This window comes from Flavobacterium bizetiae, assembly GCF_024271895.1.
Lineage (GTDB): Bacteria > Bacteroidota > Bacteroidia > Flavobacteriales > Flavobacteriaceae > Flavobacterium > Flavobacterium bizetiae.
Window position 1 is genome coordinate 4,994,341 of record NZ_CP091861.1, and the last position, 23,809, is coordinate 5,018,149.

Below are 23,809 nucleotides of genomic sequence, written 5' to 3' on the forward strand. Positions count from 1 at the left end.
TTTTCATTTTTAAACATAAAAACTTCGCATTTCTGCGAAGTTTAATTTTTCTTTTCTTTATCGATTTTCTTTGACGGTTCGAAGTCGGGAGACTTCGAATAGCGGGAGCGCTGTTCCCTCTATATAATTAAATTTATCTTACTTTATCGATTCACTTTGCGGGCACGGAAAGAATTTCCGCGCTATCGTTGCGCATATTCGAGCGATCGGGTTTTCCAATTCCATGGAAATGATTTAATAATTTTACCATTTTTATAAACATCCCGAGATCCTTTATTTTTAGTACCATTTGATGCAGTCCCCATGTACTCACCTTTTTCATTATATAGTACATTTCCTGTTGCTCCTACAATAGATATCTTGATGTGTTGGAAGTCCCGGAGGTACTCCTAAACTTTTTACATAATTATCCAATGCTTTTTGTTGTTCTGCTATTAACTTGTTGTAGTTTACACCTCTGGCTTTAATACCTAAAAGCTGAGTGCAATGCTTTTATTACGTATTCTCATTTTTAGAGATAAAAAAACTTCACATTTTCTGCGAAATTTAATTTTTATTCTTTGTCGATTTTCTTTGACGGTTCGAAGTCGGGAGACTTCGAACAGCGGGGGGACTTTGATATCTTTAATTTCAATAGAAGAAAAAGCTGCGCAAAGTCAAAGATATTTGCGCAGCTTTTTATAAGAACTCTTTGCAGAGCAGTGAACCATTATTTTGACCATTCTTCAGGTGTTCCTTCATTATCAATACATTCAGGGTGTGTAGTTTTATAGACTATACCTCTTTTATCTGTCCAAATTTTAATGACATGTGGATTTAATCCATTCCCTGACTTTTTCACTGTATATCTACAATTAGGTTTTAATTTTATTTTAGATTTATATAAAATACCTCCTTTAGTACAACGATATTCTTTAGGTATATTATTGAATGAAAAATCAGAAGGAATTAACTCAGTATCACCTTGCCATACGAATAAGAACCCTCCTTCATAAGGAAAACCATCTGCTTTAATCGAATCGTTATCCACCTCTAATGAATTAATTGGTAAATTATTACAACTAACTACTTTTTGAATTTTTGTATCAAAATAAATTTTGTGTTTTTGACATGAAGTCAGTATAAAAAATATGATAATTATATATTTTGTATTATTCATCTTTACTTTTTTGTTTTTGATAATTATTCCACCATTGATCTAATCTTTCAATAATATCTTTTTGTGTATTGTTTTTATTATTGAATAACTTAGATAATTTATTTTTTCCGTAATTGTTATTTATGAATTCGTTAAAATTTGTAAATTCTATAGACCCTTTCTCTGCTGCATTTTCTTTATGAGCATATGTGCTATCATGTGAATCATTTAAATGAAGCCAATTATTTATATATTCTCCCAAGGAACCTGCTAAATGACTTATATTACCCCCTGCTTCGTCTATTTGTGGTATATGACCAACTTCATGTGCCATTAAGCCTAAAAATCCATCCATCCATTTGGTATTTGTATTGTATATGCTTCCTTTGGGAGCTTCATTCCAAAATATATTTATGGTAGCATTATTAGAACTTGGTCCTTCTGTTAGTGCTCCTCCTCCGACTGGAGTATGTTGAAAATTCAATTTAGTATTACTAATATTTTTTTCACTAACATTACTCACTAAACTTAATAAATGAGCCGTTCCTTCTGTAAATTTATATCCATATTGATGTTTAATCGGTAGACCTGATCGTGTATAAATAGTTTTAAAGTTTGCTTTCAACAAAACACTAGAGTTGGCTTGTTTTCCATTTGGATCTATATATTTAATTGGATTTTGGTAGCAATAACTGTAGGGACTTAAGTTTCCGCTATAATAAATTCCTCCATTATGTTGACCATCAAAATAAAATTCGTTTTCAAATATTGGATTATAAAGAGCTAATGGATCTACATTTAACCAAAGCGAAGTCTTCATATCTAAATACCTCGCCCCATAATAGCTAAGATTCGTTTCTCTATCCAACTCCTTACCATTAAACAAATAAGGCGAAGAAAAAGACGAATTATGCTCTTCAAACAAAACCTCACCAAAAGCGATATATTCGACGTGCTGGCTAATGCTTCCATTTCGCGATGTAATATACGAAGTACTTCCTAAATGATCAGGATGAAAGTAAAAAATATCATTCTCCGGCAGACCAATTCCCGTAAATCCTTCTCCCGGTTTAACTGTTGTTGGTTCTATAGGGGGGCCAAATTGTACCGGTGGTCCGGGAACATCACCCGGAGCATTAAAAATAGGATTTCTTGGCCAGCCTTCCGGTGGCTCCTGATTTTCCTCCACAGGTTTTATTACTGCTGTTGGATATGGATCGCCAGTAAATTCTGGTGTAGCATAAATACCCTGCTGTGTTGGAGGTCCCGGAGGTACTCCTAAACTTTTTACATAAGTATCTAATGCTTTTTGCTGTTCTGCTGTTAGCTTAGTATAGTTTACACCTCCGGCTGTAATACCTAAAGGCTGCGCAAAAGTTCCGTTTCCTAACTTACTTACAATACGTCCTGCTCCTTCAAAATAATGTTTGGTAAACTTACCTTTACTTATAACAAAATAAGGACTTACATATCCCGTATAATCATCAGTATGCACAATAGTAGCTGCAGTTTCTCCGTTAATGGCTACATTTTGTGAATCTCCTGAACTTTTAATAACTCTTTCTCCTCCCGCATCATAAGTATATTGATGAATTCTTCCATTGTCATTTATTCCCATCAAACGATTTTCTTCGTCCCAAGTCATTTTTCTGAAACTCTTTTCTTCAGAATAACTCGTTGGGTTTCCGTTACCATCGTACACATATTGGCGTGGTTCTGCTTTTCCTGCTTCAGCAATTTTATTTGGCGCATTAGGATGCAATTCGTTATCGTAGTTGTAATCTAAAACATATCCTTTTTGTTCATTGTTTACCGTATGTACTAAATCCTTTTTTGTGATGTTGTGCATCTTGTTATAACTCATATTCAGCTCATAACTTGCCTTGGTAAACTCTCCCTGATAGGTTGCTTTTGCCAATTTTAACCTGTAAAAATCATCGTATTGATATTCATGACTCGAAGTTCCCCCCAAAGTATTGTTTACTACAGGAGCGGTATTTTTAATACCTAGGACATTCCCCACCAAATCATAACTATACGAATTGTTCATGACTTGCCTTGTACCGCTTTTTACCTGTAATTGCTGTAACCTTCGCATTACATCATCGTAAGTATAGTTGGTCTCGGTATCATTACCGTACTTTAAGTATTTACGTTGCTCGAACTCATCATAACTTAATTGTTTGATGTAATCGTAGGTATGACTTTCTTTTTTACCCTGCATGCTTTGCAGGTTTCCTGCACGGTTATAGGTATACTCCAGCACTTCGCCATCAGGATAGGTCATTTTCTGGATACGGTTCCAGGTATCGTATTCGTATTGCGAAATATAAGTCTGGACATCCGTAGGTGTGATACGAAGGGTTCGGATTTCTTTTTCGACTTCACCTAACTTACCGTAGAAAAATTCCTGTCCGCCACTGGCATCCTGTACAAACCATAATCTGCCACGACGTGATGCAGTTCCATCGGATTTGCCATAATTATATTGTATATTATTCTGTGGATTTTTAGGATATTTAATCGTTTCTAAACGATTGTAATTGTAGATATATTCTATTGCTCCACCATTTGGAACGGTATTTTTAATATCCTGCGTAATACGGGAAATTAGATTACCTGCTAAATCATATTGCATCGTTGTGGTTCCAGCATCAGGATGTATAAACTCCACGCGTCTGCCAAGCCAGTCGTAACTGCTTTTGGTGATATGATCCATCGCATCGGTTACTTTTATGGTTTCTCCCAATGCATTGGTTTCAAACTTGGTCAATAAATCATTTTGCATACTGGCCAAATTCTGGCCTTTAGCATCAGTGTAGGTTTCACTTGTTTTATTTAGAGCATCTGTTTGTGTGGTGTGCAATACCGGAACTCCATCATAATTATCTAAAACAAAAGCAACAGTATTAGTGCTTCCGTCCGGCAATGCTACTTTTACAGCACGTCCTACTTCATCATATTCTGTTTTGGTTGGAGCAACGGTTGATACTGCTGTACTAAAATTGTTATCTACAGTAGTTGTCGTCGTTGGGTAATAACTGGTTATTGGTCTGCCTAATCCATCGTAAATAATTTGTCCGGAAACAATCTGTGCTTCCTGATCTGCACTGCCAGCCGCTGTAAATAAACTAGCTGTTTTCTTCACCTGCAAGGCTCTGCCTAATCCATCAGTATAGGTATAAGTTTCAATATCCTTATCGAGTTCCGGATCGTAATTTTTGGTTTTCGCATACGGAACTTTGGCTTCAGGGAAATATTCGTAGGCTATCGTGTATGGTTTTCCTGATGCAAATTCGTAAGGTCCTTTTAAAGTCGCTATACGCCCTTTTGCGTCTAACTCCATAATATTACTCTGATCATTACGATCGGTAGTTTTAATGGGCGCTCCAAAACGGTAATCATACTCTGTTTTGTTTTGGTAACCAAAAGCATCTTTGATTTCGGTCATGAACTGATGATTGTCTTCATCATAAGTATAATCCAATGTCATACGCTGACCTTTATGATTGGCAGGACCTGTTATTTTTTGCAGATTTCCATAAGCATCATAAACAAGATCCGTAAGGGCAATTTTATCTGCCGCACTATAATTTTTTATTTGGGTAACTTCGGCTGTTGTTGTATTGATAGTTGTCGCTCTTTTACGACGCAAACCTTCTGTTGTAAATACTTCAAGTTGTTTTGGTATTCCGCCATAATATGGGGTTGTACTTTCGTAATAACTTATTTTTGCTGTTACTTTATCATTGGCAGATCCATTGCCTAAATCTTCATATTGCGTGATATTTCCGTTGGCATCGTAGGTATTAAATCTATTGGTTTCAAGATAATCACTTCCGCCTTCGTACACTTTCTGATTGGCATGAATCATTCCCACAAAAATACGTTTTGCATCACAAGAAGGTAAATTCAATTCTGATACCGAAACACTTCCTTGAGTTGCCACATCTATAAAACTGTATTCGTTTTCAGATTCCTGACGCATTTTATTGTTTTTATCTAAAATATAACCATGTTTCAATAGATTTTTTCTAAAATAATCCTGATTATAGAATTCCTGAACTGTAGTTGAGAAAACAGAATTATCAGCGGCATCAATTTGTTGCTGAATTATTTTTCCGAAACCATAAAATTCTCTTTCTCGACGATCTTTAAATCCATCCTCGTATTTGAATTTTGTTATAGAATGATCAATACCATCACCCACATGTCCATCAAAAATGTCAACTGATTGCAACACCCATTTTGCCGATGGGTTTTCATAAGTTGGCTTAATTAACTCATAATCTACCACGTAACTATTTCCTGCACCATTGGTTACGCTTTTTAGTTTATTGGTTCTTTTGATATTGGAAAGGCGTACTACTAAATTATCTTCATCTTTTGATAAGATATAATCTAAATTCCCATCTCCGTCAATGTCTGAAAAAGAAGCTTCTGAGCGGGAAGTGCTGGCACCAAAACTTCCTCCAAAACTTGGGGTTAATTTCATTACTACAATTGGTGGAATTAACGGAATATCATAGGATGCTCCTACACTTCCTCCGTAGCTTACACCCGTATTTCGGGTCATTGCTTCGTAACGAGGATAAGTAATAGCAGGGGCAAATGAGTTACCCATATTTAATTCGACCAAAACAGTATTGTCTCTATATTCAATTTTATCTGCCAAACCATCTCCATTGATATCTAAAAAAGAATGGCTGTTATCTGAGGTGCTTCTCGAATAATTAAGTCCTCCTGAAAAAGATCCGTTCATGACGCTGTATCCTGCACTTCCACCAATATCAAGGGAAGTTCCTTTGTTAATTACATTCATGTTTTCCCAACGCTCAGCTGGCAAAAATCCGTAACCGGTATTAAAGGAAACTGTTTCATTGGTCTCGATTCTATCTGCAAGTCCGTCACCATTAATATCTGAAAATATTTGTTCAGAACGGTCTTCTCCTTTACCTACATTACCTCCTAAACTGATTGTTCCTCCAGCTTTAAGGGCGTCTTGAATACTGGCATTTGAACCTGAATTAAACTTAACTTTCCCTTTGCTCACAGTCATTTGCAATGAACTTTGCGGTGCACCATGATTATAGCTTCCTGACAAACTTCCGCCTGTACTATTGGTTTTAGAATGACTAAAATCGCCAATATTGGTAACATTACTGCTTTTTCCTCCAATCGGAGTGGTATATTGTACTTTATTGTCTATTATGTAATCCGGAAAACCATCGCCATTTAAATCACTCATGGTTTGAACTACATAGGTATCACCAGTAGATTTCGTTAATCCTCCACTAATGCCTCCTGCGCCACCACCAACTCCTGCGCCACCACCAATACTGCGGCTTTTGCTTTCATTGATCATATCAAGCGCATCAGTTTCTCCTCCTGATAATGGATCTGTTAAAGGCGAAGAGAAATCAGTATATTCTGCAAAGTCATCTTCTCCTAAACGGTTGGTACCCATAAATTCGTTTTGAATAAAACTGGCCTTTTCACCTCCGTATAAAATATTATCAGAATAAACAGCGCTCATTGGTAAAAAATATTCTTTACCAGTATCAAATTCGCCTGGCATATTTTCAGGATCTAAAGTATTTGGATCCGGAAAATTATTAGGATCAATACCGCTATTGTTTTCAAACTTAAGTTTGGTCTGATCTATCAGGTTACCAGCAAGATTACCATTAACAATAAAACGCCCCCAGTTTTTATATTGCAAACCGAAATTATATTCGGTTTCGCTTAAATTAGTATTGATTGAAAAATCATCTGTTGCTTTTTCCCATGACACCGGAAGTGCAGGATCTGTAACTGAATCTGTTATTTCGTAATTAATGTTTAACGCTCCCACCTTAGGGTATGTTGTTAAAACTTCATTAAGTACAGGATCGCTTATATATACTTCTAAATCTATCGGTACATTTTTTTGTGTATCCGGATAAGCATAATTCAAATCAGCAGTAGAAGTAGTAAGGCTCAAAACACCATTTGTAACAGCATAAGTAGTTCGGCCCACTAGCAAACCATTTTGTTTTGCAGTTAGTATTACATTTCCGTTATACTTAGATCTGTTCAAACCGGTCGTCAATGTATAATCAGTAGTTTTTACGAACAGCTTCAATTTACCTGTGATGTCTGGTTTTACTCCATCAATCACGTAATTTCCATCAATTTTAGAATAAAAACTATGCCCAACATCCACCTTACGAATATTATCTTCAGGTCTTGTATTTGGCATATTAGGCAAAATCACTGATGGATTTGCAAACAATAATTTCGGATCGATATTAGTCGAAGATTCCAGAGTAGTGGTAACAAATGTATTATCGTCAGGAATGGCAAAAACCAATGATTGCAAATTAAAATCAACTACTTCTGATGCTAGAAACTTGCGCTCATATAGAGTTGTTGTTCCTGCTACATTGATTACATTTTTCACTATTTTTAAAGTGATATGATCTGATGTAACCGGTTTTTTAAAAGTTCCTGAAAATGATATTGTTCCTGCTTTTGGCACTACAATAGAATTGGCCTGGCTGGCAAAAAAATCCTGACCTGCATGAAAGTTTTTCAACGTGATTAAATTCGCGTCTCTGGCAGCAATATTTATTGTTTCTAAAGTATTAGAAATTGTGGTTCTTTTTTCAACCTGAGTATATTCGATTTTAGGATCCCAAATTACTTTGTCATAATTTCCATCTTTAATAGAGCTTATTCTAAAATACAAACGCTCTCCTTTCTCTACATTAAGTGTCTGAGCGGCTTTTGATTTTTGAGTATAATCTAAAGCTGTAATGACTTCATCCCAAATTAAAGTGTTATTTTTTTGAAAATACAAATGTACCCCATCAGCTTTATCTAACCCATTTCTTGTTTTATATTCTTGTCGTTCTTCTGAAAGATCTTCTAAAAGCTGATAATTTTGATTGACAACAATGGTACCCTTTGCAGGAGCCTGCCACATACGAACAACATCATGCAATGGATTTTTATCTAATAATTGCTGAAGTTCTAAGGTACGGTCTGGCATAGTAAGTTCCAAATCTCCTCCACCTGAAACCGGAGAAGGTGTTTGTGAACTTGAGGGCATAAATACCGGAACGCCATTTACAATTCGGTTATAATATACTTTTCCGTTGTTGACAAAATCAACTAATCCGTCACCATTAAAGTCCATAAAATAACTAAGTGTACGATTGGTTGAACGCTGTTCGTCATAACCAACATTTGCCGAAGCTACTCCAAAACCAACACTGGCATCTACTCCCCAGCTAAATGATTTGTTTTTATTGATCCCAAGATTTTTTATTCCCTCAATTTTGACCGCTTCTCCAAATGAATTAGGCTTAGTTGCGTGTAAATTTTTACGATAATACACATTACTTCCAATTCTAAATATCTTATCCGGATATGAATCTCCATCTATATCTTCGAGTACAATCGAAGTTTCTGATTTCCCCCAGTTGTTTCCTCCGTGAGCACCAATTGTATTATTTTTGAAAGTACCAAAAGTAGGCAACCCTACACCTATTCTGTAATTAATACCCGTTGAAGTTCCGTTTGTACTTCCCGCTAAAGTATGATTGCTTTCAAATTCTTTAATTCCTGTAAAACCCTGTTTAATATCATCTGTAGGAACATCCCAAATCTGCTCCGGCCCAAACGGATTATATTTTCCTGAGGCATCACGAACATCATCAAAATAATCCATTGTGTTGGTGTAAAACAATTTCGATTCAGAATCATATTCAGAAATCGATTCAAGCAATGTTTTCTTAAAAGCACCTTCTTTATACTTTAACTCATAACTACGAATCATATCGCTTTTGTAGCGTACTTCAATTTTTCGTAATAATTGATTGTTCAGCTGTTTGAAACCTAATCTTGCCGAAACCTGAACATCTGCACGATTGGCTTCGCCTAAATCACTATTTTTTACAAACGTTACGCTGTAGTTTCCTTTTTGGGAACCAAAACCGGTATAATATACTTTTTTAAGATAAAGTTCTCCATCTTTTTTATCGTATTCGTACTCGACCGTATTTCCTTTTAAATCGACCTGAAGACATAATGCCCAATGTGCAATATTTCCGGTTCCATCCTGCAAAATTGCATCGGTAGAAAGTCCTGACGCGTTTCCTCCGTAATAACTGGCGACTCCGCTTTTGTCTCTTACGACCCAATAATAATTTTTAGGAGAAGATCCTTTACGGATAATTTGCTGAAAAGCTCCTTCACGTCTTGGATAAAATTGTTTATCAGTAGTTCTGCCTACCCATTCGGCTCTGTGCGAATTGGGAATTAACTGTTCTCCGGCAATGGCATAAGTTTCGGTTTCTTTTGATGCATCGTATCGTGGTGCTCCCCAACGGGTTTCGATACTTACTGCTGGCGCCGAAATATCCCAGCCCATTCCTGCCCAGCTATGACCTCCATCACTATCATATTGCAGGTTAAACGAAGGCTGCATACCACCTCTTCCGTTTGGAATTACGATTGAAAATCCGGTGCTTGCAGTTCCTCTTCCGTTTGCTGAAGGCGGTGCAATTGACTGAATTCCTACTAACGGACTTGCCGCTTTTAAGTCTTTTATGCTTGTTGGTGTATATCCTGAAGTTTCCGGAGATTCAGGCATTTTTATAATTCCCGCAATAAAATCGGTAAAATGAGACGTTTTTGCCTTAATGATTCCGTGTTTAATATCCAGGGAATCTTTGGTTACTTCCTGCCATAATCTTTTGTTTTCATCAAAATAAAACACGTTGATATCCTTCTCTGTATAACCTTCTGGAATTGTTTTTTTATCGTAAGGTAATGACAAGGTTACGGCTTTTTCGAAAATGGTTCCGTGCGGTAATAACCTGAATCCGGCGTTGGTTCCTGTAACGTTTACCATCGCAGAATTTAACGGAGCAATATCAATTTTTCGAAGTCCGCTTACGGATACTTTTACATTACTTTTTAAAACTCCAACAGGAAAAACTGCCGAAAAATCTTTGTACTCTAATGTATTTACCGTTTCAATATTGATGGTTTTAGCAATACGTTCTTTTGCATTTTCTAAAGGTCTGTAACCCGGAACTTTCAAAAATTGATTCGACTCTAATTTTTGATTTACTATAACTCCGGTTGCAGTTTCTTTCGTCACTAAAATTGTTTTTCCTGCAGTTTCCGCATCCAAAACCAATTCAAATTCCGGCTGATTAACATCAATAGAAATTCCACCAATACTCATTTTTCTAATTTGAGAAGGAAAATTGGTTCCTTTAATATATAATTTGTTGTCTGATTTTAATAAAGTAAAATCGTTTGAAGCCAAAGCTGTTTTATAAACAATACGAACATTTTTTATTCGGTAAGAATTCGAAATTCCTTCAGGAGCGGTAAACAATAAAACGTTGTCTCCTTCGCGCAATGACTTCTCTGAAAGCAACTCAGATTGTTTGCTCCAGCTATTATTTTGAGATACAAATTGTCCTCCAATACTTGGCTGATTGTTTAAACTTCTCGAAATAGAAGCTGCCTGATCATATCCGTACAACTCATATTCCAGATAAGCATTTTCCTGATCGGCCGGTAAAGCATCTACCTTAAGGTGAAAAACATTATCGTAGGCATCATCAACATCTGATTCATCTTTTACTCCAATAATTCCCTCGGCAATATCTGCACTGAACGATTTTGTATTTTTAGTTTCGTTTTTAAGAATCGCGATCGAATCTGCTTTCGTTTTTTCAATAACCGATTCATTATCAGCATCACCTTGAGTAAATAATGAAGTTATTTTGTAAGGTCCAAAATTGGCCGCAAACAAAAATGAACCTATTAAAAATACCAGTATTATAATTTTATTTTTCATAAAGTAGGATAATCAATTATGGGGCAATCTGTATATTTTTGAAATTGTAATTCTGAATCTGTTTTAAAAACAAACCTGAATTACTTCACAATCACTTTAAAAGTTTTTGTTCCAAAATCTGAACTTACTTTTACTAAATACATTCCTGAAGCACTTTTTATAACGTCTTCGTACAAATAAGTTTCTATCTGGCTGAATTGTTTTTGTTTTAAAAGTGAACCGCTTGGAGTATAAATACTAATATTGGCATTTGTCTTTTTTGGAAATTGCATTGCAACCGAAAAATGTCCGTCTGTGGTGGGATTCGGGTATAAAATAAGTATGCTTGCATCTGTTATTTCTTTTCCATCTGTAGCAACCGCAATTTTCTTAGAGGTTTTACATTCCTGATCGTTTATCAATCGAAGCTCATATTCTCCCGGCTGATCGATTAATATTTTTGGATTATCATCTATAAAATCTCCTTCGTAAAACCATTGATATTGATAATTACCAGCAGGAAGATCTTTGCTCGCATCAAGTGTCAGCGCATTTCCTTCAGTTAATAAATAATCTGATTTCAGATTGGGGAATGTTCCTTGTTTATCGGCTACAAAAACAGTTTCTGAGTATAAATTCCCTTTTGCGTCCCTTACGATATAATCATAAGTTCCGGAAGAAAGCTGTACTCCAGTGGCACTTTTTGCGGCTTGATTCCATTGTTTTACAGCAACTTCACTACCCTCTTTTTTTACTGTAACAGTAAAAGGTGCTTCACCACCTTCTATAGAATAATTTAATTGTCCTGATCCTGAAACACCACAAGTAGCTTCTGTAATCCAGACACGGCTGAACATTTCGGGAGCGACTTTAAGGGTAAATTTGGCTTTGCCTGATTTTTGTTTGTCCCAATTAAAATCATTCAATACTAATTTTTCCTGAGCAGAAGTACTCGCCAATCGAATGTATTCTGAATCTTTTTCGTCATAAGTTCCTTTTCCTGAATAATCTACTAATAACCAGAAGTAAGTATCTTTAGGTAAAGTGCCTTTTATAAATTTCGGATTTAATGTCCAGTCAAGACTTAAATCTGAAGGGTTGATATAATCAAGTTGCCATTCTCTTGCAATCCCAATAGGTTCTCCCTGTTCTTGTTTTTTCACCAAAAGTTTTTTGCCGTTATCACTCCAAAAAGCAAAATAATTGTCCGGAATGGTATTCGATTTGCTTTTAAGACCAATAGTCAAAAGTCCTCCATCGACCATATTACTGCTTTTCGCTTGCAAAAGTCCGCTAGCATCATCACGCCCTATTCCGGTAATCGAATTTTCAAATCCTTTATGTTGGTTGATGTCCCAAATGGTTTGTCCTTTACTATTTAAATAATTTTTGATATCGAATTGCGAAAGCGAAATACCATATTTTACAGCCAGATAACTTGCCACTTTTTGAGTTTCTAAACCTGACAAAACTCTGTTGTATACCAAAATTTCACTTATGTTTCCTTTGAATTCTTCGGGTGGTAATTTTTCGAATTTTGACTTTTGTCCAATAGTCAGCAACGATAACTTTGCAACGCTATCCGTTACATTTTGCTGAAAAAAATGAATATTAGCTTTGTTGGGTTTAATTTTCTCCTGATACGTTTGGTAAGAGTATTTTTTTAAATCGACCAAACGTTTATTGGTCGCTACAGAAAGTGTTTTTTTTGTATCGTTTATCGTCCATAAAAACTGTTCTTTCAAACTGTCTTTTACTTTATAAACCATAAACAGGGTTTGTTTTCTTTTACTTTCTACGCCCAGGGGTAAAATCAAAGAATCCTGAGTGCTGTCGAAAACAATACTCGGATTAAAATTAAAAACAGAACCATTATGTTTTCGGCCTGATATTTTAGCCTCTTTTTTTGTCAGACTTTCCCAATAATACGCCTCACCATTGTTTTGGGATTTAATCCAAAATTGTGGTTCTTCAACTAATCCGGGTAATGCTTTTTGCTGAGAAAAAATTAAATTACTCGTCAATAAGGTTACAAAAGCAGATATTAAAAAAATCTTTTTGTACATAATTTTATGTTTTTAAAATGATGAGCGACTGTTTAGAAATTGGCTAAATCATCAAAATCAAAAGAGTAACCAATAATGAGTGAAATACTATTGATCTTGTTTTTATTCTCGCTATAACGGTGTCCGTTTTCCTCAGTTGCCAAAGCATCTGTAAGTCCTAAAGTATATCGAGCTCCTATTGAAAGTCTCGAATTGAACTCATATCCTGCAGATAACATACCGTAGAAATAGTTTTTTCCTGTCAGGGACTCTTTTAATACTTTTTGCACATTGGCATCCGGTTCAAAATAAGCTCCTGAATCAGCAAATAATTCCTGACTGTTAGAACTATATTTAATATTATCGCTGGCAATATTAAATCCCACATAAGGTCCTGCGCCAATATAAAATCCTTCGACAGGATAATATTTAAATTGCGCACCAACATTTAGATAACTATATCCAAAAGTCATTGTATATTTAAGTCCTTTGATATCCTCGTATTTTAAATCGGTACTCTGACCTGAATAAGACAATTCAGTCTGAATACTTACTTTGGCATAAGGATATTTCCAGTTGATCATAATACCGGCAGTACCGCCAAATTTGCCTTCTTCTTTTAAAGTATATCCTTCATAAATTCCTTTTGGTACAATTACATCCGGAAGATTAGACATTGTCGAATAAATTCCGCCAGCAAAAAGACCGTAAGTAATCTCTCTGTCACCTTGTGCAAAAAGCGATTTTGTGCTTACTAATAAAAGAAGCAAAATAATTTTTTTCATGTTTTTTATTGAAATTACCATTGATGAAAACTATAACCTAAAGAGAAGCAAATAACACTGCTTTTATTTTGGTTTTCGATAAACTGAAAGGAAGAAGAATTACTTTTTACCACATCTTTTACGCCTAAATAATAGCGCAAATCGAAGTGAATACTTTGGTGCAATTCGTAACCCAATGCAAAGCACAAGGAGAAATCATCTGTTCCGTCAAGACCATCTTTATAAAATTGTCTTGTGGCAACATCATACATTCCTCCTGCTTCGTTAGATTTATAAGTAACATTATTAGAGGATAAACTTATACCGTAAAATGCACCAAAACCTAAGTTCAACCCTTCGTAAGGATATACTTTGTATAAGGCACCAATTTGCAGATAAGAATAATGTAGTCCTAACTCAAATTCTTTTCCGGTAGCATCATGATAATTTACCGTTTCTCCTGATTGTCTGAATAAAATTTCGGGCTGAATCGCCACGCGGGTATCATAAAGTTTGCAGTTTAAAAAAAAGCCGCCCTCTAATCCGTAAGCGCCTTTGCTTTCCATTACACTATTGTCGAAAGTATTATCACGACCTTTAATGCTTTCCGGCAAATTGCTGATTTTAGAAAAAAGCCCGCCAAGCTTGAGCCCGTAAGTAATATTGGTCTCATTTTGCCCGTAAAGTGCAACGTTAAAAAAACAACTCAATATTAATAAGTGTAATATTACTTTCATTCGCAAAAATTTTTGCGAATATATGTATTAATTTTAAATAAATTTTAACAAAAATATCGACGAAAAACAAAATAATCCGATGAATTGATCTTTTCTTAAAATTATTAGCAAAAGCCCTTACAATTATTATAATTATGGTTTACTTATTACAAAGCTGATTTTTTTTTCACAATTGTTTAATCAAAAAAATTAGTAAAAAAGAGATTTAACAAATAGAATTACAGAAAAAATTGTCGTTAAACAATTCATTCTCTTTCTTATATCTCTCCGGTCATCATAATATTTTCTTTGATGCCTTTGCTTTTTAACATTCGAAAGTGAGAACGAACGGCATGATAAAAGGGATATGAGGTGTAAGGAAGATCATATTCCTGCGCGTAACGTTTTATAATTGGCGTAATATATGGGTAGTAAGTATGCCCAACGCCTGGAAACAGATGGTGTGCAACATGATGCGTAAAACCTCCGTACAAAAAATTGGCTAATGTACTATCTGTACTAAAATCCTTGGTTACAATCATTTGATGCATTGCCCACGTAGCAGAAAGATTTCCTTCTTCATCCGTAACCGGAAAATGTGCATCTTCATCAACATGAGTAGAGACAAGTGCCACAACACCCAACATACTTCCGCACAAATGCATCGCAAACCAAGCGCCTAAAACCATATACCAAGGCTGCTGAAGTACTAATATTGGTATAAAAAGCAGATAAACAAGATTGATGATTTTTGCCGTAAATAACATTACGATTTGTTTTCCCGGAATTTTATCAATTACTTTTTTTACGTAGTTATCTTTGGTGCCAAAAAAGTCTTTAAAATCTCTAATGTAAATCCAGTTCAGACTATAAAAAGGATAAATAAGCCACATATAAATGTGTTGGTATTTGTGATAATGAAACAACGGACTGCTGGGAAAGATTCTGATAATATCGCTTTGTTTGATATCGATATCCCAATCCGGAACATTAGGATAAGCATGATGAAGATTGATGTGGCGACGTGTCCAGAGCCAATGATTTCCTCCAAACAATTCGAGCACGTACATAAACCACTGATTGTGTTTTGATTTTTTAAACAAGGCTCCGTGAGCAGCATCATGAAATGCATTTATAAAAAGTACAATCATGGTAATGCCAGACAAAATATAAAAAAGAAATAATAACGGAGTACTGTTTCCAAACCTTAAAATACAGTAATAAAACAAGAAAAAGAGAAATAAAAGTCCTAATGACTTCACAATATTTAATAGGTACAAGGATGAGTTTTGTAAAATAGTTTCGTTCACTTCTGTGCGCATCTTTTTAAAAAAATCATCAGTACCCGTTTTGACATAAACCGGGCGTTTTAATTTTTCCATAACAGGTATTGCTAGAAATTGTCTTATCAAATTTAATAAAAAAAGTTAAATCTTACAATTTCAGCATTTTATAAAAACAAAAAGAGGATTACTTTAAATTCCTGATAAGAAAACAAATAAGGTGCTGTTCGTTTTTTTAATAAATTCTATAACTTTACTCTTTTGCCGGAATTAAGATATTCTCAAGATTTTACATATTTTTCCTTTACACTGATACTACAAAACTTTAATCCTTTTTAGAATGAAAAAAAGAGAGAAACTGGAAATCATTAGAAAATACTATCCTAATGCGTTGACTACTATCGATTTTATGAACAAAATCATTGATTATGTAGAAGAAAAACTAGATCTGGAACCTGCGCAAATTATGTTTGCAGACAGCATTTGTAGTGATGATGTCAACAGTATTCAGTATCCTGTACGAACAAATGAATTTTTGGGACCTTTTAAAATGGGCGGTTTAGACGGATTTCCTTTTACGGGTTTAACAGGAATGCAGGCATTTGCGAGTCATGTTCCTGATGAAGGTGCTGTTTTCATCTATTACGGACCGCATATTGGCGTTTCGAAAGAGGGAGTTATTGGAGAAATTAATCGCTTTGGACAAAATAAACCTTCCGGTTGTTGTGGTGCGGCCAATGGTGCTTTGCATAAACTGATTGATAATGCAATTGAACCGGGTCATATTACCGAAATAGATTATCAGATGAATAGTATTGAGCAGATTTTATTCAAACAAAAAGAAAGAATTTTAAATGCCAAAATACCTCTTTATGAAGCCACAGAAATAATCTACGATGCTATCGATAATCGTATTGAGGAGTTAGTTGCTGCTACGACATACAATTGCAAATATATTGTGCTTGTTGGTGGCATTTTAATCAATAGTGATAGTGATATTGGTTCTTTTTCTTCGACTAAAAAGTTTGACGTTATTGATTTAAAAACGGGTATTAGACAAAATGCATTAGCAACGATAAACCATTAAAACTGCATTTATATACATTCAAATCATTCGGATTAATCGAAATTCAGCCTTTTCTTTTTTATAAAAAGCACATCAAATACACATCATGTTTTTTAGCAATTTGTTACAATAGTATTAAATTCCTCACTTATCAGTTTTCACTTAAAACGAATAGAAGAAAGAACAGAATATAGAATTTAGCTTTTTTGTAATTTGCTTACTCTTAATTTAATTGTTAAAAACGAAGTATGCTAAAATTCAGTAAACAATTGGCCACTATTATTTTAATGTTCTTTCTATCTTTTGCTGTTTACAGCAAACCTGAAATTTATATCAATCAGGTTGGGTTTGATTCAAAAAGTTCAAAAATTGCCATTATTGGTGTAGAAAATAATCTTGACGTAAAAACTACTTTTACCATTACTGATGCTGCCTCCGGTAAAATAATGTTTACGGCTTTAGTAGGTAAAGCTCAAAGTGTTGAAGATTGGAATCTTGGAAAATTATTCTACAGAGCCGATTTTTCTTCCTTTCAAAAAGCAGGCAATTATAAAGTTACCCTCACTATTGGTGGAACTACATATCATTCTGCCTCTTTTGCAATTGAAGAAAATATATTGGCAAAACGCACCATATCATCAATCGTACATTATTATAATAAGCAAAGAGCCAACACTCCACAAGAACTTGAAGCAGATAAAAACATACTATTATTTGGTAGTACAAAAAGAGTAGATGTACGCGGCGGATGGTGTGATGCTTCTGGTGATGTCAGTAAATATTTTTCGCATTTGGCTTATGCCAATTTTGTATCGCCACAACAAACGCCTCTTGTAACTTGGTCGTTAATTAATACATCAGAAACAATTCCGAAACAATTAAAAGAATGGAAAATAAAAGATTCATTAGACGATGAAGCTATATGGGGAGCCGATTATATGATGCGTTGCTTATCTGATCAGGATTATTTTTACATGATTGTTTTTAGTTATTTTGATAAAGATCCTGCAGCGAGACGAATCGTTGGACTTAAAGCGAATAGTGTAACGACAGACGAATATCAGGCTGCCTTTCGCGAAGGCGGTGGTATGGCAATTGCTTCTCTGGCCCGAATTTCGAAATGGGAGAAACATGGCGAATTTACTTCAAAGCAATATCTGGATGGTGCCAAACGTGCTTACGAACATCTTTTAATACATAATAAGCAGTATGACGATGACGGAAAAGAAAACATTATAGACGATTACTGCGCACTGATGGCAGCAACTGAATTATGGATTGCCACTAATGAAATCTTCTATAGAGATGAGGCAAGAAAATGGGCTCATAATCTTGAAAGCCGAATGACAGATCAGGGATGGTTTAGAAGCAGTGATGGCAATCGCCCTTTTTGGCATGCTGCAGATGCCGGTTTGCCTGTTGTAGCACTAACTAGGTATTTGAAAAAAGAAACCGATAGCGGTGAAAAACTAGCTGCAACAAATACGATAAAAAAAGCATTAGCTTACAACATAGCCGTAACCAATAATGTAGAAAATCCGTTTGGTTATGCCAGACAAAGTTTTTTATATCATGACAAAGTAAAAGATGGCTTTTTTATTCCGCACGAAAATGAAACAGGCTGGTGGTGGCAAGGCGAAAATGCAAGATTAGCATCACTGGCCACGGCAGCAATTGAAGGCGGCAAAATTATCGCCTCTAAAAAAAATGATGATACAAAAAATACGCTCAACAAGTACGCTAACCAACAGTTATCATGGATATTAGGATGTAATCCTTACTCTATATGTTTTTTATACCAATTTGGAGAAAAAAACGTGCCTTATATGCATTCTAATTATGGTCATGGTTCAGAAAAAGGCGGGATTTCTAATGGTATTACCGGAAAAGAAGGAAATGGAGATGGATCCGGAATAGATTTTAAAATGGAAGCCGAAGGAAATGAATGGCGCTGGACAGAGCAATGGATTCCGCATTCGGCCTGGTTTCTACAGGCGGTTACTGCTTTGGCAGAAAATAAAAAATAGTTCATAACGGTGAATGCGTAATTACTTTAACCCTTAAACAATACTTTTTATCATTCAATGAAAAATTCAATATCAGCTCTCTGTTTAATAATATTCTGCCTCTTTTTTCAGGCCGGTTGTATTGCCCAAAAGTCAAAAAAATCAAAATTTAAAGCTTTGGTTTTATACGAAAACGGCGGACATCATCTGGCTTTTTCAAATGCGGCTCAACCTTGGTTAAACAAATTGGCCGTAGACAGCAGTTTTACCATTGATTATATCCAGAATACCAAAACGATAAACGAGGCGCTTTTAAAAAAATATCAGGTTTTTATACAACTGGATTATCCGCCGTATACCTGGAGCGAAGAATCTATGAAAGCTTTTGAAAAATACATGAATGATGGCAAAGGCGGCTGGGTAGGATTGCATCATGCCACTTTATTGGGCGAGTTCGACGGATATCCTATGTGGCAATGGTTTTCTGATTTTATGGGCGGTATAAAATTTGTTGATTATATCCCAACCTTTGCCAGTGCTAAAGTAACTATCGAAGATCAATCACATCCCATAACAAAAGGAGTTTCTGCAAATTTTACAGTAAATACCGAAGAATGGTATACATATAACAAAAGCCCAAGGCCTAATGTACATGTAATAGGATCTGTAGAAGAATCTACTTATGAGCCTGAATCCAAAATAAAAATGGGCAACCATCCCGTAATCTGGACAAACGATCATTTTAAATCCCGCAATGTTTATATTTTTATGGGGCATTCTCCGGAGTTATTTCAAAATGAAGCTTACACTACTCTCTTAAGAAATTCGATATTTTGGGCAGCTAATCAAAAAAGAAAATAGTCAAAACAAAAAAAGCACTCCTTTGAGCGCTTTTTTTGTTTATGAAGTATATAGAAGATTTTTTACTTTTAAAAAATCCCCATGTTTTCCGGTTTAATGGTAAATCCTATACGTACCATGCTCTTGTGTTCCTGATAATCTATCAAACTTTCTGTATACCCTACGAACCATTGCAGCGTTAGGTAATAATTCTCGGTTTTATAAGGTCGCCAATTTACTTGAGTTTGCAGAGATCCGTAATTAATAAGGCCGCTTCCTTTCCTGAACAGAATATCGGCACTCCATCTTCCGGGTTGTATTTGGTAAGTGGCACTTGCCTCCCCATAACCAACATATTTGGTTAGTCCGGGATTATCCTCTTTATCAACAAGCGGAATCCATCCTCTTAATCCCACAACCCAACGGGGAGAAATTTGAGATTTTAATGAAAAGGCCAGCATATTCCATGTTCTCGAGTAAATCGAATCCCTGCCATTTGATTCATGTTCGAATGAAATTGTTCCATAAGTAAGCCTTCCTCCCTTTAAATAAAACGGACGAACAATCGCTACTCCAGGATTAAAATTAATTTCTGAGAAAGGTTTCGAACTCGCATAAATGTCCCAAAACGCTTTTTGTGTATACATTAAATACGGAAAAAATCCGCCCCATAATGGTTTTGAATTCAATCGTAATTTAAAACTTACCTGATATTTTACATCAGCCGTATTACGGGTAATATCTGTATTGACAGGCACTCCTGTTAAAAAATAATTATCTTTGTGAACAGAAAAACTAGGCTCTTTTAAAAGCGAATCTGCTGCCCGGAAATTTTTTTTCTCTTCTACAATTGTAGAAATTTGAGCGTTTGATTTAATTGAAAATAAAACAAAGAAAATCAGTAAGTATTTGAAATGCATTTATAAGGATTAAATGATAAGTTATTTTTAATTTTTAGAATAAATATACTTCAATTTAAGACATTGCATTAACTCAATAAAAATAAGGTTAACTCAATAACTCTAAGTGTTTCTTTTTAAAAAATTACAAATTTTAAAGAATTCATTTATCATTCCTAAATAAAAAATTCATAGACTCTAATATACAATCGTTTGCAGCTGATTTTTTGTGCATTTATCTGTGTTTAATACCACAATTTTACTGCGCTTAAAAAATCTTAATGCGGCAAATGCTGGATCTTTCCTAATTAATTTAGTACCTTGTAGTACCTAAATTTCTTTTACAGCAGTAAAAGTGCCCATTTTTATTCCAAAAAAAATTAATCCATAAGACCTGTTTTATGAAAAAAATCCGTCTAATATTATTTTTTACATGCTTGTTTATTTCATGCGAAAATAAAAAAGAACTAGAACTGCAAGAGAGAGAACAAGCTTTGAATTTAAGAGAAGAAAAAATAGCCGAAAAAGAAGCCGATTATCAATCCTTGCTCACGTTTCGCGATAGTATTTATGCATTAAAAGATACCGTAAAAGAGATTGCTACCTCTGTAAAAGAATGGCCTGAAAATATTCAGGGAATCTGGAACAGTAAAATGTTGTGTCGCGAATCTAACTGCAGCAAGTATGTAATAGGAGATCAGCGCAACGAAACCTGGCAATTTCTATCAGATTCTACCGGAATTTATACCAATGTTTTAAATAACAAAAAACTTACCCGAGTGTTTCAGGCCAAGTATATCGAAGATAAAATATTGCTTGAATTTAAAACGGACAGTGTTACTAAAAATAGTGTAAAAATGAATGTAGTTCTTGACGATATCAAAAACAACGTCATTAAAGGAACACAAACGATCACGGGACAAGATAATTGTACTGCAAGATTTTCTGTAGAATTGACTCTTCCTCAAAAAAAATAATATATGTTTTTAAGTATACAACACGTTACCCTGCCTATAGAAGATCCTTTATTAAAGTTTCTCATTGAGCTTATTATAATATTGTGTATTCCGCTTTTGTTGAATAAAATAAAAGTACCTCATCTTTTGGGTCTTATTATCGCAGGAGCTGTAATAGGCCCTAATGGTTTTAATGTACTGGCAAGAGACAGCAGCGTTGTGGTAATAGGGACAACAGGACTTCTGTACATCATGTTTCTGGCCGGGCTTGAGATTGATATGGGCGATTTTAAAAAGAATAAATGGAAGAGTATTACTTTTTCAATTTACACTTTTATAGTACCCTTTGTATTGGGGCTTATTGGCGGTTATTATGTATTGCATTTTTCGCTTTTAACTAGTGTATTATTTGCCAGTTTATTTTCGTCGCATACTCTTATTGTATATCCTATGATAAGCAAACTTGGCATCGCTAAAAAACTGGCCGTAAACATAACCGTTGGAGGAACAATGATTACAGATGTACTTTCGTTAGTAGTACTGGCCGTGGTTGTGGGTATGTCTCAGGGCGAAGTAGGAACCTCGTTTTGGGTACAATTATCCGTTTCGATGCTGTTATTTGCTCTGATCGTTTTACTCGTATTTCCTATTATAGCACGTTGGTTTTTTAAGAATGTCGAAGATAAAATTTCGCAATATATATTTGTGATTGTCATGATATATCTTGCCGCTTTACTGGCAGAATTAGCCGGAATTGAAGCCATTATTGGCGCTTTCTTTGCCGGCCTTGCCTTAAACCGACTTATACCGCATACTTCGTCGCTTATGAACCGTGTAGAATTTGTTGGAAACGCGATTTTCATTCCCTTTTTTCTTATTAGTGTAGGTATGCTTATCGATTTTAATGCTTTTATTCAGAGTTGGGAAACTTTGGGAGTGGCTTCGGTGATGCTGATTGCTTCTATTGGAGGGAAATACGCAGCGGCTATTTTAACGAAAAAAACATTTAACCTTACAAAAGATGAAGGTATACTTATTTTTGGAATGAGCTCTGCTTCTGCAGCTGCAACATTAGCGGCTGTAATGGTAGGATACAATATTATTTTATTCGAAAATGAAGCTGGAGAACCTGTACGTCTTTTAAATGAACATGTACTGAACGGAAGTATTTTACTTATTTTGGTTTCGTGTACGATTTCATCATTTGTTTCTATGGCAAGTGCGCAGCGAATTGCTGATGCGGATAAAGAAGAAACGGTCGCAGGAACTAGTCATGAAAATGAAAAAATTCTCTTGGCACTGAACCACGAAAATATCGTTGAAAAAATAGTGAATCTTGGTTTGCTCATCAAAACACAAACCAATAAAGACAGCTTGTTTGCTGTAAATATTATCAATGAAGCAAAAAGTGAATCTTCGTCTAAAAACGCAGAAAAACTACTTGGTGAAGCGGTAAATATGGCGGCTGGAGCCGATGTAAAACTAAATCCTATAACCCGATACGATAATGATGTTGTGTTAGGAATCAGCAATGTCGTTAAGGAACAAAACATCACCGATCTTATCATTGGATTAGAAGAAGAAAAAGGTTTTTCATCTTCTTTTACTTTTAATTTGTATAATGGATATTTACGCAATAAGGAAATAAATGTCATTATCTATCACGCCGTTCAACCTGTTGCAACCATAAAAAAATACGCTGTTCTTATCCCGGCAAATGCGGAACGTGAACCCGGATTTTTTCATTCATTATTAAGAGTGTGGAATATTGGTAAAAATTCAGGAGCAAAAATGAGTTTTTACGCCAATGATAAAACGACTGAGATCTTAAAGAGTATTATTAAAAAAGCCAATATCGAAGCCGTTTTTAATACGGTAACGACATGGCAGGAAGCTCAGGACGCAGCCTGCAATTTAGAACAGGACGAAGGTTTGATTATACTCATGGCAGACAGAGGCATGCCATCTTATCTTTCGCAAATGCAAAATGTACCGGAAATTTTAAATAAAAATCTTAAGAATAATAATTACATCCTTATTTATCCTTTCTCTAAGATTGACAAAACCGTTACCGAAAAAAGAGCGGTAAGCAATCTGGATGATTTTGCTGATATTGGAAAAATCATTGGACGAATTTTTAAATAAATAAAAACAAATCAGTCGGGTGTAACGACTAAAATAAATTAAACACATAGAAACATAGATTTTATGTTTTTGAAAAGATTATTGAAAGAAACTTGTTTCTCACACATAGC

At 35.1% G+C, this 23,809-nt stretch carries 12 protein-coding genes; 5 read left to right on the forward strand and 7 right to left on the reverse strand.

The genetic code is table 11. The features are described from left to right. Nucleotides 1-709: 709 nt before the first annotated feature. The 6 genes from L0669_RS20560 to L0669_RS20585 all read right to left on the reverse strand — a co-directional run bounded on the left by L0669_RS20560 (nucleotide 710) and on the right by L0669_RS20585 (nucleotide 15,886). On the reverse strand, nucleotides 710-1,159 hold the full coding sequence (locus tag L0669_RS20560) for a hypothetical protein (protein WP_263759748.1): 450 nt from the start codon (nucleotides 1,157-1,159) through the stop codon (nucleotides 710-712). Beyond that, nucleotides 1,152-11,000: a SpvB/TcaC N-terminal domain-containing protein gene (locus L0669_RS20565; protein ID WP_263759749.1), complete on the reverse strand. Its 9,849-nt coding sequence runs from the start codon at nucleotides 10,998-11,000 to the stop codon at nucleotides 1,152-1,154. The genes L0669_RS20560 and L0669_RS20565 overlap by 8 nt, the downstream gene beginning before the upstream one ends. A gap of 80 nt (nucleotides 11,001-11,080) precedes the next feature. Then, a complete protein-coding gene (locus L0669_RS20570) occupies nucleotides 11,081-13,045 on the reverse strand; it encodes a T9SS type A sorting domain-containing protein (protein ID WP_263759750.1) in 1,965 nt (654 codons plus the stop codon). A gap of 32 nt (nucleotides 13,046-13,077) precedes the next feature. Further along, nucleotides 13,078-13,809, reverse strand: coding sequence for a PorT family protein (locus L0669_RS20575; protein ID WP_263759751.1), 732 nt, complete (start codon nucleotides 13,807-13,809; stop codon nucleotides 13,078-13,080). A gap of 14 nt (nucleotides 13,810-13,823) precedes the next feature. Continuing rightward, entirely contained in the window at nucleotides 13,824-14,525 is a 702-nt protein-coding gene (locus L0669_RS20580) for a PorT family protein (protein ID WP_263759752.1), read from the reverse strand. Nucleotides 14,526-14,782: 257 nt separating this feature from the next. Beyond that, nucleotides 14,783-15,886, reverse strand: coding sequence for a fatty acid desaturase family protein (locus L0669_RS20585; RefSeq protein WP_263759753.1), 1,104 nt, complete (start codon nucleotides 15,884-15,886; stop codon nucleotides 14,783-14,785). 241 nt (nucleotides 15,887-16,127) lie between these two features. Between L0669_RS20585 and L0669_RS20590 the strand changes: the two genes are divergently transcribed. From L0669_RS20590 to L0669_RS20600, 3 genes are all read left to right on the forward strand, one after another. Beyond that, nucleotides 16,128-16,874, forward strand: coding sequence for a hypothetical protein (locus tag L0669_RS20590; RefSeq protein ID WP_263759754.1), 747 nt, complete (start codon nucleotides 16,128-16,130; stop codon nucleotides 16,872-16,874). Between the two features lie 227 nt (nucleotides 16,875-17,101). Then, nucleotides 17,102-18,880: a glycoside hydrolase family 9 protein gene (locus L0669_RS20595; RefSeq protein WP_263759755.1), complete on the forward strand. Its 1,779-nt coding sequence runs from the start codon at nucleotides 17,102-17,104 to the stop codon at nucleotides 18,878-18,880. A gap of 156 nt (nucleotides 18,881-19,036) precedes the next feature. Next, a complete protein-coding gene (locus tag L0669_RS20600) occupies nucleotides 19,037-19,720 on the forward strand; it encodes a ThuA domain-containing protein (protein WP_263759756.1) in 684 nt (227 codons plus the stop codon). A 68-nt stretch (nucleotides 19,721-19,788) separates the two neighbouring features. Here the strand turns inward: L0669_RS20600 and L0669_RS20605 are convergent, their stop codons facing one another. Next, on the reverse strand, nucleotides 19,789-20,619 hold the full coding sequence (locus L0669_RS20605; protein ID WP_263759757.1) for a phospholipase A: 831 nt from the start codon (nucleotides 20,617-20,619) through the stop codon (nucleotides 19,789-19,791). A gap of 380 nt (nucleotides 20,620-20,999) precedes the next feature. On the opposite strand from L0669_RS20605, the gene L0669_RS20610 reads away from it, so the two are divergent. Both L0669_RS20610 and L0669_RS20615 read left to right on the forward strand, forming a co-directional pair. Further along, nucleotides 21,000-21,575: a hypothetical protein gene (locus L0669_RS20610; RefSeq protein ID WP_263759758.1), complete on the forward strand. Its 576-nt coding sequence runs from the start codon at nucleotides 21,000-21,002 to the stop codon at nucleotides 21,573-21,575. A gap of 3 nt (nucleotides 21,576-21,578) precedes the next feature. Continuing rightward, nucleotides 21,579-23,699 (forward strand): cation:proton antiporter, encoded by a 2,121-nt coding sequence (locus L0669_RS20615; protein WP_263759759.1) that lies wholly within the window; start codon nucleotides 21,579-21,581, stop codon nucleotides 23,697-23,699. Nucleotides 23,700-23,809: the final 110 nt, after the last annotated feature.

Coding starts and splice junctions, on each gene's coding strand:
- L0669_RS20560 (WP_263759748.1), bottom strand. CDS start 1,159: ATGAATAATACAAAATATATAATTATCATATTTTTTATACTGACTTCA.
- L0669_RS20565 (WP_263759749.1), bottom strand. CDS start 11,000: ATGAAAAATAAAATTATAATACTGGTATTTTTAATAGGTTCATTTTTG.
- L0669_RS20570 (WP_263759750.1), bottom strand. CDS start 13,045: ATGTACAAAAAGATTTTTTTAATATCTGCTTTTGTAACCTTATTGACG.
- L0669_RS20575 (WP_263759751.1), bottom strand. CDS start 13,809: ATGAAAAAAATTATTTTGCTTCTTTTATTAGTAAGCACAAAATCGCTT.
- L0669_RS20580 (WP_263759752.1), bottom strand. CDS start 14,525: ATGAAAGTAATATTACACTTATTAATATTGAGTTGTTTTTTTAACGTT.
- L0669_RS20585 (WP_263759753.1), bottom strand. CDS start 15,886: ATGGAAAAATTAAAACGCCCGGTTTATGTCAAAACGGGTACTGATGAT.
- L0669_RS20590 (WP_263759754.1), top strand. CDS start 16,128: ATGAAAAAAAGAGAGAAACTGGAAATCATTAGAAAATACTATCCTAAT.
- L0669_RS20595 (WP_263759755.1), top strand. CDS start 17,102: ATGCTAAAATTCAGTAAACAATTGGCCACTATTATTTTAATGTTCTTT.
- L0669_RS20605 (WP_263759757.1), bottom strand. CDS start 20,619: ATGCATTTCAAATACTTACTGATTTTCTTTGTTTTATTTTCAATTAAA.
- L0669_RS20610 (WP_263759758.1), top strand. CDS start 21,000: ATGAAAAAAATCCGTCTAATATTATTTTTTACATGCTTGTTTATTTCA.
- L0669_RS20615 (WP_263759759.1), top strand. CDS start 21,579: ATGTTTTTAAGTATACAACACGTTACCCTGCCTATAGAAGATCCTTTA.